Annotated in this window: 17 protein-coding genes; 7 read left to right on the top strand and 10 right to left on the bottom strand. The window is 67.5% G+C overall.

The features are described from left to right. Positions 1 to 12: 12 nt before the first annotated feature. Both G6N19_RS09830 and G6N19_RS09825 read left to right on the top strand, forming a co-directional pair. Positions 13 to 609 carry a TetR/AcrR family transcriptional regulator gene (locus G6N19_RS09830; RefSeq protein ID WP_193466226.1) on the top strand — a complete coding sequence of 199 codons (597 nt, stop codon included), beginning with the start codon at positions 13 to 15 and terminating at the stop codon, positions 607 to 609. After that, complete coding sequence (locus G6N19_RS09825; protein WP_193466225.1) at positions 602 to 1,741, top strand: epoxide hydrolase family protein; 1,140 nt, start codon at positions 602 to 604, stop codon at positions 1,739 to 1,741. Before G6N19_RS09830 ends, G6N19_RS09825 begins: the two co-directional genes overlap by 8 nt. On the opposite strand, the gene G6N19_RS09820 is transcribed toward G6N19_RS09825, so the two are convergent. The 3 genes from G6N19_RS09820 to G6N19_RS09810 are packed head-to-tail and all read right to left on the bottom strand — an operon-like array spanning position 1,738 to position 5,455. After that, positions 1,738 to 4,554 carry an MMPL/RND family transporter gene (locus G6N19_RS09820; protein ID WP_193466224.1) on the bottom strand — a complete coding sequence of 939 codons (2,817 nt, stop codon included), beginning with the start codon at positions 4,552 to 4,554 and terminating at the stop codon, positions 1,738 to 1,740. The genes G6N19_RS09825 and G6N19_RS09820 overlap by 4 nt on opposite strands. Then, a complete protein-coding gene (locus G6N19_RS09815) occupies positions 4,551 to 4,994 on the bottom strand; it encodes an MmpS family transport accessory protein (protein ID WP_013831135.1) in 444 nt (147 codons plus the stop codon). Before G6N19_RS09815 ends, G6N19_RS09820 begins: the two co-directional genes overlap by 4 nt. Beyond that, positions 4,991 to 5,455 carry a hypothetical protein gene (locus tag G6N19_RS09810; protein WP_083036872.1) on the bottom strand — a complete coding sequence of 155 codons (465 nt, stop codon included), beginning with the start codon at positions 5,453 to 5,455 and terminating at the stop codon, positions 4,991 to 4,993. Before G6N19_RS09810 ends, G6N19_RS09815 begins: the two co-directional genes overlap by 4 nt. 125 nt (positions 5,456 to 5,580) lie before the next feature. Between G6N19_RS09810 and G6N19_RS09805 the strand changes: the two genes are divergently transcribed. Both G6N19_RS09805 and G6N19_RS09800 read left to right on the top strand, forming a co-directional pair. Then, on the top strand, positions 5,581 to 6,141 hold the full coding sequence (locus tag G6N19_RS09805) for a TetR/AcrR family transcriptional regulator (RefSeq protein WP_109559427.1): 561 nt from the start codon (positions 5,581 to 5,583) through the stop codon (positions 6,139 to 6,141). A gap of 97 nt (positions 6,142 to 6,238) precedes the next feature. Further along, positions 6,239 to 7,420, top strand: coding sequence for an acyl-CoA dehydrogenase family protein (locus G6N19_RS09800; protein ID WP_013831138.1), 1,182 nt, complete (start codon positions 6,239 to 6,241; stop codon positions 7,418 to 7,420). A gap of 8 nt (positions 7,421 to 7,428) precedes the next feature. Here the strand turns inward: G6N19_RS09800 and G6N19_RS09795 are convergent, their stop codons facing one another. Genes G6N19_RS09795 through G6N19_RS09775 form a run of 5 tightly spaced genes read right to left on the bottom strand, consistent with a single transcriptional unit; the run spans position 7,429 to position 12,957 of the window. Continuing rightward, positions 7,429 to 8,703, bottom strand: coding sequence for an amidohydrolase family protein (locus tag G6N19_RS09795; protein ID WP_013831139.1), 1,275 nt, complete (start codon positions 8,701 to 8,703; stop codon positions 7,429 to 7,431). A gap of 7 nt (positions 8,704 to 8,710) precedes the next feature. Next, positions 8,711 to 10,039, bottom strand: a complete 1,329-nt coding sequence (locus G6N19_RS09790; RefSeq protein WP_232062606.1) for an amidohydrolase family protein — start codon at positions 10,037 to 10,039, stop codon at positions 8,711 to 8,713. Next, positions 9,993 to 11,207: an amidohydrolase family protein gene (locus tag G6N19_RS09785; RefSeq protein WP_013831141.1), complete on the bottom strand. Its 1,215-nt coding sequence runs from the start codon at positions 11,205 to 11,207 to the stop codon at positions 9,993 to 9,995. Before G6N19_RS09785 ends, G6N19_RS09790 begins: the two co-directional genes overlap by 47 nt. A gap of 5 nt (positions 11,208 to 11,212) precedes the next feature. Continuing rightward, entirely contained in the window at positions 11,213 to 12,010 is a 798-nt protein-coding gene (locus tag G6N19_RS09780; protein WP_013831142.1) for an acetoacetate decarboxylase family protein, read from the bottom strand. After that, positions 12,007 to 12,957, bottom strand: coding sequence for an SDR family NAD(P)-dependent oxidoreductase (locus G6N19_RS09775; RefSeq protein ID WP_041319183.1), 951 nt, complete (start codon positions 12,955 to 12,957; stop codon positions 12,007 to 12,009). Before G6N19_RS09775 ends, G6N19_RS09780 begins: the two co-directional genes overlap by 4 nt. A gap of 60 nt (positions 12,958 to 13,017) precedes the next feature. On the opposite strand from G6N19_RS09775, the gene G6N19_RS09770 reads away from it, so the two are divergent. Then, positions 13,018 to 13,911: an IclR family transcriptional regulator gene (locus G6N19_RS09770; protein WP_041319186.1), complete on the top strand. Its 894-nt coding sequence runs from the start codon at positions 13,018 to 13,020 to the stop codon at positions 13,909 to 13,911. A 1-nt stretch (position 13,912) separates the two neighbouring features. Here the strand turns inward: G6N19_RS09770 and G6N19_RS09765 are convergent, their stop codons facing one another. Beyond that, a complete protein-coding gene (locus tag G6N19_RS09765; protein ID WP_193466222.1) occupies positions 13,913 to 14,665 on the bottom strand; it encodes an SCO6745 family protein in 753 nt (250 codons plus the stop codon). Between the two features lie 19 nt (positions 14,666 to 14,684). On the opposite strand from G6N19_RS09765, the gene G6N19_RS09760 reads away from it, so the two are divergent. Together G6N19_RS09760 and G6N19_RS09755 are read left to right on the top strand one after the other, a co-directional pair. Further along, a complete protein-coding gene (locus G6N19_RS09760; protein ID WP_193466221.1) occupies positions 14,685 to 15,122 on the top strand; it encodes an SRPBCC family protein in 438 nt (145 codons plus the stop codon). Between the two features lie 81 nt (positions 15,123 to 15,203). Beyond that, entirely contained in the window at positions 15,204 to 16,232 is a 1,029-nt protein-coding gene (locus tag G6N19_RS09755; RefSeq protein WP_041319192.1) for a fused (3R)-hydroxyacyl-ACP dehydratase subunits HadA/HadB, read from the top strand. Here G6N19_RS09755 and G6N19_RS09750 read toward each other — a convergent pair. Then, a complete protein-coding gene (locus G6N19_RS09750; protein WP_013831148.1) occupies positions 16,229 to 16,801 on the bottom strand; it encodes a TetR family transcriptional regulator in 573 nt (190 codons plus the stop codon). The two genes, G6N19_RS09755 and G6N19_RS09750, sit on opposite strands and share 4 nt — an antisense overlap. Positions 16,802 to 16,824 lie beyond the last annotated feature (23 nt).

Genomic DNA, 16,824 nt, shown 5'->3' with positions numbered 1-16,824 from the left:
TAATGTGTGCAAGTGCCCGTCGCTGCAGGATCTCGAACGCTGCCATCGCCGCTGCTCACCGCGGCGACAGACACCCTGCGACAGCTCGGGCCTCGCCGCTTCAGCCTCACCGCCGTCGCCGAGGCGGCCGGCGTCTCACGCGGCACGGTGCATAACATCCTGGGGACTCGCGACGACGCCATCGCCGCCGCGCTGGAACAGCTGTCCTCGGTGTTCATCGAGACCATGGCCGCCGAGGTGAGCCGGCAGCAGAGCCTGGCCGAGCAGGTCGCGGCCGCGGCGGTGCTGATCTCGGCGCATCGCCGCAGATCGACCGCCGAGCCCCGCGCGATCAACCAGAGTGTGCTGGTGCTGCTGCTCGAACACGGCGGCGATGAGTTGATGCGCCGCTCGGTGCAGCTGTGGACGCCGCTGGTGCGCGCCGCCCAATGCAGCGGCGAAGTCAGCGAGGCCCTCGACGCGGGACGCGCCGGCGAGTGGATCGTGCGGCTGCTGTTCAGCTTCGAGTTGCTGCCGCCCATGCGGGTGAACCTGGACAGTCCCCGCGCGGTGCGCCGCTTCGTGTGCGACCACATCGTCGCCGGTCTGGGAGGAGACTGCCGTGGCTGAACCCGAACCGCTGGTCCTGCGAGTCGCCGATCACGAACTCGACGATCTCCGCCACCGACTCGCCAACACCCGCTGGCCGGCCGAGATCGAGGGCGCGGGCTGGGATTACGGCACCGACCAGACCTTCCTCAAGGCCGTGGTGGAGCACTGGCTGCACCGCTACGACTGGCGCCGCGTCGAATCCGAAGTCAATGCCATCGGCTCGTTCGTCACCGAGGCCGCCGGGCAGCGGGTGCACTTCTTGCATGCCCGAGCGACCGGCCCGAATGCCATTCCGCTGGTGATCACCCACGGCTGGCCCGGATCGATCGTCGAATTCCTCGACGCAATACCGTTGCTGCGTCCCCGTTTCCACGTCGTGGTCATCTCGATGCCCGGGTACGGCTTCTCCGGGCCCACCCGGCAGCGCGGTGTGGATTCCGCGGCGGTGGCGGCCGCGGTCGCCGACGTGATGGCCCAACTGGGCTACCACCGGTACGTCGCGCAGGGCGGCGACTGGGGTGCCATCGTCACCCGCCACCTCGGCGAACACTACGCAGATCGGGTCGCCGCCATCCACACCAACATGTGCTTCGCACCGCCCGACCGGGACGACCCGGAGTTGCTGGCCGCCGTGACCGAGACCGAGCAGGCCGCGGTCGCCACCGCGGCCCAACGGATGACCGACGGCATGGCCTATTTGAATCAGCAAGCCACCCGGCCGCATTCGCTGGGCTTCGGTCTGGACGACTCGCCGGTGGGGCTGGCTGGCTGGATTCTGGAGAAGTTCCACGCCTGGTGCGACACCCGCGACGGTATGCCGATCAGCGCCGATCGGCTCATCGACAACCTGATGTTCTACTGGCTGACGGCGACGGCGACCTCGGCGGCCCGGCTGTACTGCGAATCCACCCGGGCGGGAACGGGCCCGCTCGGCAAGTGGACCGGCCGGGTCGACGTGCCCACCGGGTACGCGGTGTACCCCTACGAGATGCTGCAGACCCCGCGGGCGTGGGCCGCGCATCGCTACAATCTCGTTCACTACTCCGTCGCAGACCGCGGCGGGCATTTCGCCGCGTTCGAGCAGCCCGCGCTCTTCGTCGCCGACCTGGCGGCCTTCGCAGATGTCCTCAGCGAACAGCGGGTGTTCTAGGGGGCGTTCGCCCGCTGCCGCAGCGGTCGCTGCCGCACGATCGTCGGCCACCAGAACCACGGGCCGTAGATCCGCACCAGGCACGGCACGATGAACGACCGCACGATCAAGGTGTCCAGCAGCAGGCCGATGCACACCGTCGAACCCAGCTGGCCGATGGTACGCAGATCGCTGGCCAGCATCGCAAGCATGGTGAACGCGAACACCAGGCCCGCCGACGTCACCACACCGCCGGTACTGCCCAGCGCCCGGATCAGGCCGGTGTTGAGCCCGGCCCCAAGCTCCTCTTTGAGCCGGGCGATCAGCAGCAGGTTGTAGTCCGAGCCGACCGCCACCAGGATGATGAACGTCAGCGGCAGGATCAGCCAGTGCAGGTGCAGTCCGATCAGATGCTGCCAGATCAACACTGACAGCCCGAACGCCCCGGCATAGGAGAACGCCACGGTGCCGGGAATCACCATGGCCGCCACCAGGCTTCGGGTGATGACCAGCATGATCAGGAAGATCAGCACGAAAGCTGCAATCGCAGCGATCAACAGATCCGACCGCGAATACTGTTGGATGTCTTTGTTGTTCGAACCCGAGCCGCCGATGTAGATCTTCGCGCCGGCCAATGAGGTCTCCTTCAGCGCGATCTTGATGGCGTCGGGGAACTTCTCCACATGGGCAATGCCCTCGGGGCCCATGGCGTTGCCCTCGTGGGTGACGATGAATCGGGCCGCCTTGCCGTCCGGGGACATCATCAACTGCATCCCGGTCTTGATGTCTTCGTTGTCGAACGCCAGCCGGGGGATATAGAAGAAATCGTCACTGCCGGAGGCGTCGAAGTCGTTGCCGACGTTGATCATGTCGTCGAATGTCTCATCGGTGTTGCGGGCTTGGATGTCCGAGCTGCCGTAGGTGTTGACGATCAGCGACCGCAACGCGATCTGGTCGTCGGCCATGATGTTGAGTTGGGTGACCAACTGCGGCAGCAGCGAATCGACGACCTCCAGCGACGACACCGCGTTCTTGATGTTCTCGGCCAGCTTGTCGACGCTGTCCATCATGTCCCACAGCGACCGGAACGCCCAGCAGACCGGAATGTCGTAACAGTGCGGTTCCCAATAGAAATAGCTGCGGATCGGGCGCATGAAGTCGTCCAGATTGGCGATCTCCTCATCCATCTGTTCGGTCAGCGCCTGCATCTCCGCCATGGTGAGCACGGTGGAATGCATCTCCTCGGCCAGCTTCTGGGTCAGCGCGATCGTGGTCTGCAGCACCTCGACGGTGTGGCCCATGATTTGCGCCTGTTTGTCGGTGTTGGCGTTCTGCTCGCGGGTGAACGGCAGTTGCTGGCCGTTGGCGCTGCCCTGCATGGTGAACAGGTAGGGCAGCGACGCGTGTTCGAGTGCGCGCCCCATCGGCCTGGTGATGCTCTGCACCATGGCCACCCCGGGCAGCCGGATCAGCGCCTTGGCCACCCGGTCCAGCGAGATGAAGTCCGCGGAGTTGCGCATGTCGTGATCCGACTCGATCATCAGCATCTCGGAGAACAGCTTGCTCTGCGGGAAATGCCGGTCCGCGGCCGCGAAACCCAGGTTGGCGGCGGAGTCATGCGGCTGGTAGGTGCGGTCGTCGAAGCTGACCTGGTAGGTCGGCACGAAGACCGCCCCCACCGTGACCAGCGCGGCGCTGGCGGTCAGGATCGGTTTGGGCCAGCGCACCACCGATGTGGCGATGCGGCGATACAGCCGTGCCTTGACCTGCTGGCGGGGATCGAACAACCCGAGCAGGCTGCCCACGCTCAGCACCGCCGGCCCGAGCGTCAACGCTCCGGTCACCGTCAACACCATGCTGATCGCCACCGCCGGCCCCATGGTGTTGAAGTAGTTCAGCCGCGCGAAACTCAGGCAGAACGCCGCACCGGCGATGGTGAGCCCGGAACCCAGGATCACGTGCGACACGCCGCGGTAGGCGGTGTAGAACGCGTCCTCGCGGCTTTCGCCGTTCAGGCGTGCCTCGTGATAGCGGCCCATCAGGAAGATGCCGTAATCGGTTCCGGCGCCCAGGGTCAACGCCACCACCAGGTTCACCGCGAACGACGACAGTTCGATGTAGCCGAAGTGACCGAGTGTCGCGATGACACCCTTGGCGGCCAGCATCAAGATGAGCACCCCGAAAAGCGGCACCAGCATGGTGATGTAGGAGCGGTAGACCACCAACAGCATGAAGATGATCAGAAAGATCGTCGCGATGGTGATGTTGTTCAGGCTCCGGTTGGCGGTCGCCACGGTGTCGGCCGCCAGCGGTGCCGCGCCACTGACGTAAACCGTCAGGCCCGGCGGCGGGTCCGAGGCCGCGACGGTCTGCCGCACCGCGGCGACGGACTCGTTGGCCTCCAGCTGACCGATATCTCCGGCCAGCCGCAGCAACACATAGGCGGCCTTGCCGTCGAGGCTCTGGGCACCGGCGGCGGTGATCGGTTTGCCCCAGGTGTCCATGACGTACTGGACGTGGTCGGTGTCGGACTGCAGGGTGCGCACCAGCGCGTCGTAGTAGTGGTGGTCGGCGTCCCCGAGCGGGCGATCGGCCTCCAGTACCAGCATCGTCATGCTGGTCGAGTCGGACTCCTGGAACTTCTCACCGATCGCCAGCATCGCGGCCTGCGAGGGCGCATAGGTCGGGACCATCGGCCCGGCGAGTTCCTCGGCCACCCGCTCCACCTGCGGCACAAAGGTATTGGTCACCACCGCCAGCAGCGCCCAGAAGATGATGATGGGTACCGACAACGCGCGGACCACCCGGGCCGGCAGCGAGCGTGGCTGACTCATGCGGACTTGACCCGGCAGGTGATGTCGGCGTTCGCCCTCGTGTTGGTGTGCTCGTCGCGGACCACGTCGTCGACGAGGATCCGGCAGCCCACGTGGTCGCCGCGCACCTGCGCCGAGATGCTGCCGGAAACCACCGTGAGCATCGTGGTCTCCTGGTGGCGCCACGGCAGCGCGTCCACCTCGACGGTGTGGGGGTGACCGTCGATGTCGAGGTAGGACACCAAGGCGCCGTCGGCCTCCGAACCGAACACCTCATAGCTGAGCTTCTTGGGGGTGAACTGTTCGGGAGCCTGGGGCGGATTGACCGTCAAAACCGGCCCGGGAGCGGATATCTGGTGAACCTTCCACATGCCCAGCGCGCCGATGCTGACCGCGATCACCGCGACCAGTGGCAGCCAGGCGCGCGCCAGCAGCGACCCGCGCGGCGAACGGGCACTCACTCGCCGACCCGCTGCTGTGCTGCCGCCGGCAGGCGCTTCTTCAGCTTCACCACCCGCACCAACTGCGCAGTCACGTTGAACGACCCGAGCATCGGGATCACCCCGAGGAAAGTACGCTCGGACGGCGTGGCGCCGTGTAGTTGCTCCAGGCTGCCCAGCACATAAAAGCAGCCCAGCGAGAAGATCGCGGCGGGGATGCAGAACGCCAGCGGCGTTCGTTGATCGGCGATGACCCGGCCCGCGAACTCCAGTTCCTGCGATGACAACGGCTCGCGCTTGCGCACCTTGACCAGCACGGCTTTGCGGGCTCCGATTCCTTCGCTGATCGGCGGCGGTGTCCGGTCCTGCAATCGGCGGACATAGCAGAACGCCCCGGTCGCAAAGCACAACATCGCCGCGAAGGCCACCGCCGCCAGATCACCGAACAGCCGCCAGTTCGTGCCGAACATGTCCCAGCTCATCGCGCCACCCGCCCCGTCCTCGCCCAGCAGCCATAGAGTTGATCGTCCGACTTCAAAGAATATATTTCTATTAATCGGACGTCAACGTCTCATAAACAGACGGAGCTGTGCGTATGCTGGGTGGCATGGATCCGATGCTCACTGGTTCGCAATCACGCACACGGGCGGCAATCCTGGAGGCGACGGCGGCGGTGCTGGCCCGAGATCGCACCGCCACGCTGCCCGAGATCGCCGCGGCCGCCCGGGTCGCACGCTCGACGCTGCACCGCTATTTCGCCGACCGGGACCGGCTGATCCACGAGGCCACCCTGGATTCGATCCGCGTCATTCGCGGCATCATCGGGGCCGCGGCCACCGCTGAAGGCCCGGCTCTCGACGCGATGCGGCGGGTGATCACCACGCTGGCGCCCGAGAGCGATCGGATCGTGTTCCTGTTCGCCGATCCCGCCGTGCTGCGGGACATCCCTGCCGAACAGCTGCCCGATTCCGCGCCGATCCTCGAACTCATCATCCGCGGTCAGCGGGAAGGTGTCTTCGACCCGGAGTTGTCCCCGGAATGGATTCGGATCGCGCTGTTCGGCCTGCTGGTCAAGGCCTGTAGTGAAGCGGCACACGGCACGGTGCCGCGCCACAGCATCGTGCCGTCGCTCATTCGGATATTCGAGCGCGGTGTGGCGATCGGCTGAACTCACTGCCGTTTTCTCCGGACACCAATCGCCAACGGTGACATCATCATCTGCAGCGGACCATCGTTTTTGAAGTCCCCGACGTAAGGGTCAGACCATGGGCGAGCGGGTGATCGACCGGCTGATGGGAATCGCCGACCAGTTGCGAGAGCAGGCCGGCGATGCGGAGAAGATCGGCCGGCTGACCGATCAGACGGTCAAGGCCATGAAGAGCGCGGGGTCGATCCGGTTGTTGCAGTCCGCCAAACACGGCGGATACGAAGCGCATCCCCGCGAGTGGGCCGAGACCGTGATGGCTACCGCGGCACTGGATCCGTCGGCCGGGTGGGTTGCGGGCGTGGTCGGCGTGCATCCCTACCAGCTGGCCTACGCGGATCCGCGGGTCGGCGACGAGGTGTGGGCCGAGGACATCGATACCTGGATGGCCTCGCCGTATGCTCCGCAGGGCGTGGCCAAACCGGTCGACGGGGGCTACCTGTTCAACGGTCACTGGCAGTTCAGTTCTGGCACCGACCACTGCGACTGGATCATTCTCGGTGCCATAGTCGCCGACGCCGACGGTGTGCCGGTCATGCCACCGGCCATCCTGCACATGATCCTGCCCCGCGCCGACTACGAGATCGTCGACGACTCCTGGGATGTGGTGGGGCTGCGCGGGACCGGCTCCAAGGACGTGATCGTGCAGGACGCGTTCGTCCCCGGCTACCGCACCATGGACGGTCTCAAGGTGATGGACGGCAGCGCTCAGCGTGAAGCCGGCATGACCAACCCGCTGTATCTGATGCCATGGTCGACGATGTTTCCGCTCGGCATCTCCTCGGCGGTCATCGGCATCGCCGAGGGCGCACTGGCCGCCCATCTGGATTACCAGCGGGAACGGGTGAGCGCCACCGGGACTGCTATCAAAGACGACCCGTACGTCATGTACGCGATCGGCGAGGCGGCCGCCGATATCAACGCGGCCCGCCAGGAACTACTGGCCAACGCCGACCGGATCTACGACATGGTGGCCGACGGCAAGGAGATCAGCTTCGCCGACCGCGCCGCGGGACGCCGCACCCAGGTTCGCGCGGTGTGGCGCGCCGTGATGGCGGTCGATCAGATTTTCGCCCGTTCCGGTGGCAACGCGCTGCGGATGGACAAACCGCTGCAACGGTATTGGCGTGACGCACATGCTGGGCTCAATCACGCGATCCATGTGCCGGGCACCACGTTCCACGCCTCGGCACTGAGCTCGCTGGGCGTCGAGCCGGAAGGCCTGCTACGGGCGATGATCTGACGCGGAAGCTAATCGCGTGCCGGGGCCAACCGCTTCAGGGCCAGCCCGCCCTCGAACGGCCGATAGCCGAAGGCCGCCGGGGCGCGATAGCCGGTGTCACCCAGCGGTGTCGCCACTTCGGTGACCGTGGGTCCGATCTTGGCGGCCACCGGGGCCAGCGCGTCGAGGTCGAAGCGGTACAGGCGAGCCGCATTTCCGGCCAGGATCTTTCGGCACTCTTCTTCGGACCGGTCATGCAGCGCCCAGCGGATGGCCAGCTTAGAATGCGGCGAGAAGCCCTCCTCGTGCGGATAGTCGCTGCCCCACATGATGTGATCGGCACCCAGGAAGTCGATCGTCGTCGCGTCATAGGGCATCAGCTCGCTGGCCAGATAGCAGTTCCGGCGGGCGTACTCGCTGGGCAGCATGGTCATCTCGTCCACGGACGACCCGCCGAACATCCCGTAGGTACGGTTGTGCGCATCGGTCTTCATCGTGGGCACCATGGCGTCGAGCATCATCAATTGTTGCTGCACCCATAGCGTGCCCTGCTCGGTCGGCACGAACCGCAGCGCCGGGTGCCGCTCGAAGACCCCGGCGAGGATCAGGTGGCTCAGGGTGCGCTGGGCCCACAGCGCCATCTCGGTGATCAGCACGGCGTTGGAGGCCGGCTGATCCATCGGCATCTCGGGACTGCCGGCCCCGGCGTGCTGCACCACCGTCAGGTCCAGCTCCGCGCACAGCGCCCAGATCGGTTCATAGCGGGTGTGAAACAGCGGGGCCACCTGCGGGTCGCCCGCCGAGACCGCCGGGATAAGCACCCCACCGAAGCACCCCAGCTCGGCGCCCCAGCGAATTTCCTTGAGCGCCAGCTCGACATCGTTGGGGAAGATCTGAATCAATCCGCGGCGCCGGGTCGGTGCCATCGCACAGAAGTCGATCTGCCACCGGTTGTGGGCCTGCACCCCGGCCCAGCGTTTCTCGAATTCGTCGCGCGTCCGCGGCAGGCTGATCGTGATGTTGGGTGTGGTCGGGAAGAACGGCGGAACGGTATTGGGCAGCAATACCTCCGCGGCGACGCCGTCGGCGTCCATCTCGGTGATGCGTAGGTCGTGGTCCCAGTTGCGGTTGGCAGTGGCGACGATCAAGTCGTCGAACGGGCTGCTGTACACCTTGGCCCAGGCGTCGAACTCGTCGTGCAGCGAGGCCGGGAGATACGGCTTGTAATCGTAGAGATCGGCTCCGGCGTGGGTGTCGGTCGAGATGACGACGTAGCGGTCGATGGTGTTCCAGGTGTCAGCCATGTTGTCCTCAGTTCTCCACCAGGTCGGGTATCGGCTCGGCGTCGGTCAGCCAGTGACGGCCGGTCTGGCGGGCAGCTTCCCACTTGGGAATGCTCACCGCATCGTCTTGGCCCAGGTCGGCCGGCGTGGGTCCGATACGCTCGGCCCGCGGTGCCAGCGCCGCCAGATCGAAGTTGTACAGGTCGGCCGCCGCCAGGCCCAGCATCTGCCGGGTCTCCTCGATCGGAATGTCCCAGAACGAGCTCCGCAGCCACTTCCGGGTGTGCGGCCAGGTTCCCTCCGGATGCGGGAAGTCGTTGCCCCACAACAGGTTGGAGACACCGATCTCGTAGCGCCGGGCCAGCTCCCGGCGCTCGGTGGTGGTGGCTCCGATGAAGCAGTTCCGGTCGAAGTACGCCGACGGCGGCATGGTCAGATCGCCCTCCATCTGGTGGCTCATCTTCTTGGCCGAGTGCTCACGCAGAAACCGGGTGTCCATCAGCCAGAGCAGATCGTTCGCCCAGAAGGCGCCGCATTCGGTGACTCCCCAGCGTAGCCCCGGGAAGCGCTCGAAGACCCCCGACCACAATGCGAACCACAGCGGCCGCGCGCCCCACCAGCGGACCTCGGTGACATAGATGCCCAGGTGCCCGCCGTACTCCTCCTGCGGGGCGGGCCCGGAGTGGGTGTGCACCGGCATCTGCAGGTCCTGGCAGGCGGCCCAGACCTTGTCGTAGCGGCGGTCGTGGTAGGGCGGGTAGCCGACCCAGCGCGCCGGGATCAGGATGCCGCCGCGCAATCCGGATTCGGCCGCCCGGGTGATCTCGGCGACTGCCGCGTCGACGTCGGCCAGGATCGGCACCACCGCGACCCCGGCGCGCCGTTCGGGGCTGTGACTGCACAGTTCGGCCAGCCAGCGGTTGTGGGCCCGGGCCCCGGCCATGGCGCGTCCCGGGTCGAGGTCGCCCGACTGGCCCAGGCCGGCCCCGAACGGTGCCCCCGCGACGCCGGTCACCGCGTCGGCGTCGGGGAAGATCACCTCACCGACCACCCCGTCACCGTCGAGTTCCCTGTCGCGCAGCGCCACGTCCCAGCCGCCGGCGATGCCGTCGCCATGCTCGGAGAACCACTCTTGGGCGAACTCCTCGTCGATGAATCCGCCGGCCTTGGCAGCCGCGGTCTTCTCTGCCAGATACGCCTCGAAGTCCTCGGCATACTCCGGGTCGACGTATTCGCGGTATCGTTCGGTCGGCAACTCGGCGTGGGTGTCGGCGGAGATGATCAGATACGGGTCCACAGTGTGCCTTTCGCTACCAGGTGCGGATGGGGTCGGGTTCGAAGACGGTGCTGCGCGCATCGGCCGGCACGGTCGCCAGCGGTTCGGCGACCTCGGTCACGCTCGGACCGATCCGGTCGACCAGTGGTGCCAGCGCCGCCAGGTCGAAGCCGTAGACGGCTGCGGCGTTCCCGCCCACCATGGCCGCCACTTCGGCTGCCGGGACGCCGGAGAAGGTGTGACGCAGCGCCTCCCGGGTGTAGGGCGCAGTCCCCTCGTAGTGCGGATAGTCGCTGCCCCACATGATCTTCTCGACGCCGATGGCGTGGCGCTGCGCACACTCGACGGGCCGCATGAAGCTGGCGCCGACGTAGCACTGCCGGCTCCAGTACTCGCTGGGTCGCAGGCTCAGCGAGCCGGCGGTGGGCCCGGCGAAGCGGGCGATCGCTGAGCTCGGCCGCGCGTAACGGGCCGCCGCGACGTCGAGTGAGTCCAGCGTTGCCGGTATCCATCCGGCCCCCTGCTCGGTGAGGACCAGAGTCAGGTCGCGATGGTGTTCCAGTACGCCGCTGAAGATCAGGTGCCACAGCGCCCGATGGGCAAACCAGTGGGTCTCATACACCCACACCGCAAAGGAGCTGCCCCACCCGTCGGTCGGGGTCGGTCCGGCGTTGCCGCCATGGTGGTTGACCACCATGCCGGCCTCGTCGCAGGCCGCCCACAGCGGCGCCCAATGCTCGGCGTAGAGCTGCGGGACGCCGGCGCCGGGGGCGACCCCGGGCAGCAGCACCCCGCCGCGCAGCCCCAGCTTGGCGATCCGGGCAATCTCGGCGACGGCCGCATCGAGGTCTTCCAGCAGGATCTGGCCCACCCCGGCGCGCCGCTCCGGCGACAGCGAGCAGAAGTCGGCCAGCCAGCGGTTGTGCGCCCGCAGCCCGGCCCAGCGCAGTTCGATCTCCCGCTCGGTCTCCGGCGGCGGGGCGGCCAGGCTCCCGTTCGGAAAGAACGGCGGCACGGTGTTGGGGTAGATAACCTCGCCGGCAACACCTTCGGTATCCAGATCGGCGTTGCGCCGATCGCTGTTCCAGCTGCGCTCCGCGTCGGGCTCGGTCAGGTCGCCGAATGGATTGACGTACGTCTGTGCCCAACTGTCGAATTCGTCCCGGTAACCCGGATCCAGGTAATCGCGATAGTCGAGCAGGTCGGCGCCGGCGTGGCAGTCGGCCGAGATGACGGTATAGCGCTCCATCGGGCTCACACCTGCGCGGGCCGGGGTGCGGCCAGCAGGGCCACGTCGTCATAGCGCTGGTGCACGTACGGCAGTAGCCACTCGGCCGGTACCGGCTGCGCGATCCGCCCCACCTGTACGGTGCGACGGCGACACCAGGTGATCGAACGGATCTCGCGAATCGCGATGTCGGCCACCGGATCCAGTGGCGAGTCGCCCAATTCGACGGTGCCGTCGATGATCTCCAGCAACTCGTAGTGCCGGTGGTACTCGCCGTAGACCAGGTGCGGGTCGGTGATCCCGTTGCCGTCGGGGGCGCGCAGGAACTTGAAGTAGAACTCGGTGTTGGTCTGGTCGGGCGGCAACTCGCCCGGGCCCGTCACCCGACCGTGCACGCCGATGAGCCGGTGGCCGAGGCGCTCCACGCCCGCGTCGACGCGATCGCCGTCGCGCTGCACCTCGATGTGGGCCAGTTTCTTGGGCTCGCCGAAGGTTTCCCGCCCGCCGGTGACCGACTGCTCGGTGGACTGGGGCATGAACAGCGGGTAGTCGCCGGCGATGTCGCCGTGTCGGGCGGTCACCGAGAACACCGCCGACCCGAACGGGGGCCTGCCGTCGAGCCGGACCCGCTGCAGTTGAATGCGCACCAGCGGCTCGGCCCCCGGCTCCAACGGCCTGGGCAGCACAGCGGCGACGATATCGGGGTCGGTGAGGTAGGTGACGGTGACCGCCTCGGTGGCAATGGGCGCCTTGGTGGCGTCGATCTCGTGGTCGACCCGCTCCTGCGGCGGACGTGGGCCATAGCGAACCGCGTTGGCACTCATCGCTTTCCTCCTTCGTCGGACGCCTTCCCGGTATGTGCGCCCAAAACGTCGACCAGATAGTCCGGTTCGCCGCGAGCCAGGATCGACGCCGCCTTGCTCGACACCACCTGATCGGCGGAGCCCGGCGGGCCGATCATCCAGAAGCGGTCATCCCGGATGCCGTCGAGCACCTGGTCGGCAACGGCGTCCAGCGGTGTGAACTCGACATGCGCACCGGCGGCCTCGAAGCGGGCCACCACGCCTGCCAGCGTCGCCTGCTGGGTGCGGCGTTGTTGGGTGGCGGCGTAGCGCTGCGGGCGATGCCGCCACGACTCCCAGATACCGGTGTTCAAGAAGCCGCCGGGGAACAGCACGTGGGCCCGCACCCGGGTGCCGGTCATCTCCAGATGGGTGTGGAGGCTTTCGGTCAGGCACAGCACCGCGGCCTTGGTCATCGGGTAGACGGCGGTGGCCGGCCCGCCCATGGCGCCCCGGGCGATGGGCGCGAACCCGCCGTTGCCCGAGCAGGTGTTGATCACGTGGCCGTCGCCCTGCTCGAGCAGGATCGGCACGAACGCCTTGATGCCGTGGACGACGCCGAGCACGTTGACGTCGATTCCCCACCGCCAGTCGGCCAGGTCGTGCTCCCACATGTAGCCCTCGGAGACCGCACCGGTGCCGGCGTTGTTGCACACCACATGCACCGCGCCGAAGCGCGCGAGCGCCTCGGTGGCCAGGGCCTCGATCGAGGCGTAGTCGGTGACATCCGTGAGAACCGCGAGCACCTCGACGCCCTCGTCAGCCAGCTCCCGGGTCGCCTGCTCCAGCGGTTCGGCGAGCACGTCGGCAAGCACCACCTTCATGCCCTCACGGCCGAATCTTCTGCCCAACGCCCGGCCGATGCCGCCGGCTCCGCCGGTTACGACCGCTACCTTGCCCTGCAGGTCCATCATTGTGGCCATCGTCACATGAGCGCGTATATCACCGCAATGAGTCGCACTATGCGACCATCGGGCTAGGGTTCTGCCATGGCCCCGCGACCCTCACCCCAGACCGAGCGGGTGGTGAACCTGTTTGATCACCTGGCCGGCGCCGGGAGCGACGGCATGACCCTGGCCGAGGTGTCGCGCCACTTGGACGTGCACAAGGCTAGCTGCCACTCGATGCTGTCCGAACTACTGCGGGCCGGCTGGCTGCTGCGTGACCCGGTGCGCAAGAGCTATCACCTCGGTCCCGCCCTGGTCCGGCTCGGCCGGGCGGCAGCCGGCCGGTACCCGGCCCTGGTGCTGGCCCGCTCGGCGATGGCCGAGCTGTCGGCGACCACCGGCGCACATTGCGTCGCCTTCGCGGTCAGCGACGACTACTCCACCGTCGTCGATCAGGTCCGAAGCCGGCACGGCGGTGGCCATCCGATGCCCATCGGCACTCAGTTTCCCCACCGCCCGCCGTACGGGGCATCGGTCGTCGCCTGGGGCGCACCAGATGCTCGGCAGCGGTGGCTGGCCGCCCTCCCCGAGGGTGTGCGCAGCCGGTACCGGCGGGCGCTGGTCGCCGCCGAGCAACGGGGCTACGCAGTCGGGCTGCACATCCTGCCCGATCTACGACTGCAGGAACTGGCGCTGATCGTGCGTAGCGCCGAGGTGCGTTCCACCCGCCTGAGCCAGCTGGCGCAGGCACTGACCGACGAACTGCTCCACACCGAACAGTGGTTCCCGATCAACCTGGATCCCGAACGCAGCTACGAGGTGAGCCACATCGACTCACCCATTCTCGAGGGATCCCGGATCGCGCTGATGCTGAGCCTGGTTCCCAGCGCCGAGCCGACGAGCGGCGCGGCGATCGCCCGGCTCGGGACGCAACTGTCGTCGACGACCCGCCGGCTCAGCGCCGCCCTGGCCGAGACGCCGGATTTATACAGCTAGCTCAGCCCGGAACGGCGGCCTGCAACACGGCGAGCGCGGCGGTGCTCAACCGGGCCAGTTCGGCGGCCTCGTCCGGCGACAGCGCGGCCGCAAATAATTCCGCCATGCGCCGGTTGGTGAGCTGTTCGATCTGGTCGTAGCGGTCCTTCTTGTCGGCACCGTCAGCGAACGGCTCTGGCCAACCGAACATCGCGGCGTACTGCGGCCCCTTGTTGAGCATGTGCGCCTCAATCGGACTGATGCCGGAGATGGTCAGTGCGTTGAAGTGCACACCGGCGCGCAGTTCTCGCAGCACGAACATCACCTGCAGCGCCCGCGCCGCGGGGTCGTCGGCCAACGGCATCGCGCGCCAGCCGGCGAACAGCGGCAGGCCCGCCGGTTGTGTCGCCGCGATGACCTTCTCGCCCAGTTCGGCGATCCGATCCAGGCCCTGGGCGCCGGAGAGGTACTTGCGGCCGAACTCGGCCGTTTGGCTCCAATATTGTTGCGCCGCAGCGGCAGCGCCGCGCACCGCGACGCCCTCGTGCCACATCGCGCTCAGTCCGGTCGGTTCGAACACCGCGAACACCGCACCGACGGCGTCACCGGTGGCCTCGCCCAGCACGCCGCCGCGCCCGGCGACGTAGCCGGCCAGCGGGTTCTGATAGCCGGCGGCGATGCTGTCGGCGAAGGTCTCCGGGTGCAGCATGAACACCGCGACGGCCTGCTCCATCGCCGCTCCGGTGGCAGCGGCCGACTTCTCGATATCAGTCATTCGGCTAGGCTGACACAAAATGAGCACCGTTGCCCTGCGTACCGAGCTACCGATTTCCGCGGAACACGCCGCGGCGTTGGCGCGCAAACCCGAGTTGATGCAATTCGTGCTGGCGCCGGTGCTGAAAATGCCCTCGCTGTCCGCTCCGGACCGCCTTGAGGTGGGGACCCGTGCGTCGGCGCGGCTGTGGTGGTTCGGTGTGATCCCGTCCTGGACGCATCACCTCGAGATCAAAGAACTCGACGATCTGATGATCTACACCAACGAGCACGGCGGCCCGGTGCGGACCTGGAACCATCGCCTCACCTTCACGCCCATTGACGAGCAGCGCTGTAGCTACACCGATGAGATCGAAACCGATCCCGGCATCAAAGGATTGGGCACCCGGCTGTTCATCCGGCTGATGTTCGCCCACCGACACCGCCGCTGGCGCAGCCTTGCTGCCATCCTCGCCTGACCTCCGCCGGCACAGGGTAGGCGCGCTAGGGTGCTCTGGTCGGGTCCAGCAAACAAGCCGACAGAACGGTTGAGCACATTCATGACCGCACCAGAAGCATCGCCGATGGAAGCCCGGGTTGGCCATTACTACCAGATGGACGGCACCTATCTGGTCGGCCGCGAGAAGGTCCGCGAGTACGCCCGCGCGGTGCAGGACTATCACCCGGCCCACTGGGACGTCGCGGCGGCCGCGGAGATGGGCTACCCGGAGGTGGTGGCGCCGCTGACGTTCACCTCGACCCCCGGCATGAGCTGTAACCGCGAGATGTTCGAGTCGGTGGTCGTCGGTTATGACACCTACATGCAGACCGAAGAGGTCTTCGAGCAACACCGGCCGATCGTCGCCGGAGACGAGCTCAAGATCGACGTCGAGCTGACGTCGGTGCGCCGGATCGCCGGGCGCGACCTGATCACCGTCACCAACACCTTCACCGACGCCGCCGGCGAGCGGGTGCACACCCTGCACACCACCGTCGTCGGCGTCACCGCCGAAGACATCGGCCCGGACGTCAAGTCGGCCGTGCACAACGCGATGATGCACGACGTCAACATCCTGGGCATCGGCGAATCCGAGGCCGCCTACGAAAAGACGGTGCGGCCCGAAGGTGAGATCCGCATCGCCGAGGGCGGGCTGACCCGCACCCCGGCGACGCCGTCCTTCGACGAGGTGAAGGTCGGCGACCCGTTGCCGGTGCGCCACACCCGGCTGTCGCGCGGCGACCTGGTGAACTACGCCGGGGTGGCCGGTGACGCCAACCCGATCCACTGGGACGAGGAGATCGCCAAGCTGGCCGGGCTGCCCGACGTGATCGCCCACGGCATGCTGACCATGGGTCTGGGAGCCGGTTTCGCCTCCGCCTGGACCGGCGATCCCGGCGCGGTCACCCGCTACGCGGTGCGGCTGTCGGCGCCGGCGGTGGTGTCGGCCAAAGAGGGCGCCGACATCGAGTTCAGCGGCAAGATCAAGTCGCTGGATCCCGAGACCCGCACCGGCGTCATCCTGGTCGGCGCCAAATCCGGTGACAAGAAGATCTTCGGCCTGGCGACGTTGCACGTCCGGTTCCGCTAATCGAGCAACCTGCGGGCGACGTCGGCCGCCAACTCCGCGGTATCGGCATCGGGACCACCGGCCGCCAGACTACGGCGCACCAGGGCCAGCGGCGCGTCGATGACGGCCAGCAGCACCCGGGCGCGGTCGGCGGCCGGGAACCGGGCCAGGAAGGCGCCCAGCGCGTCGGCGGTGCGCCGGTCCAGTGTGTCGGCCTCGGCCAATACCGCCGGTGAACAGTCGGGGCCGACGAAGTCGGAGCGGCTGTAGCGGGCCAGCAGGGCGGCTTCGTCGGGGTTGGCGGCACTCCACAGCAGCACCTGGCGCGCAGCCGCCACGCCGATCGCCACCGGATCGCCGTCGGCGGCGAGCAGCGGCAGGACGTCCTGGTGGAAACGGCGCACCGGCGTGAGCCAAGCGGCGGCCAGCAGATCACGTCGCGCCGGAAACCGGTGATACACCGAGCCACTCGGCGCCCCCACCGCCTCGGCGACTGCGACGGCGGTGGCAGCACCCGGCCCGCCGGCCAGGATCAACCGGATGGCGGCGTCGACGAAATCATCCGCGGTGAACTTCCCTGGCATCGGCATGAAGTAGAGAGTACTCTCTAATC

This window comes from Mycobacterium novum (genome assembly GCF_010726505.1).
In the GTDB taxonomy this organism is placed as follows: Bacteria; Actinomycetota; Actinomycetes; order Mycobacteriales; family Mycobacteriaceae; genus Mycobacterium; species Mycobacterium algericum.
This window is presented reverse-complemented; position numbering and strand designations above follow the sequence as displayed.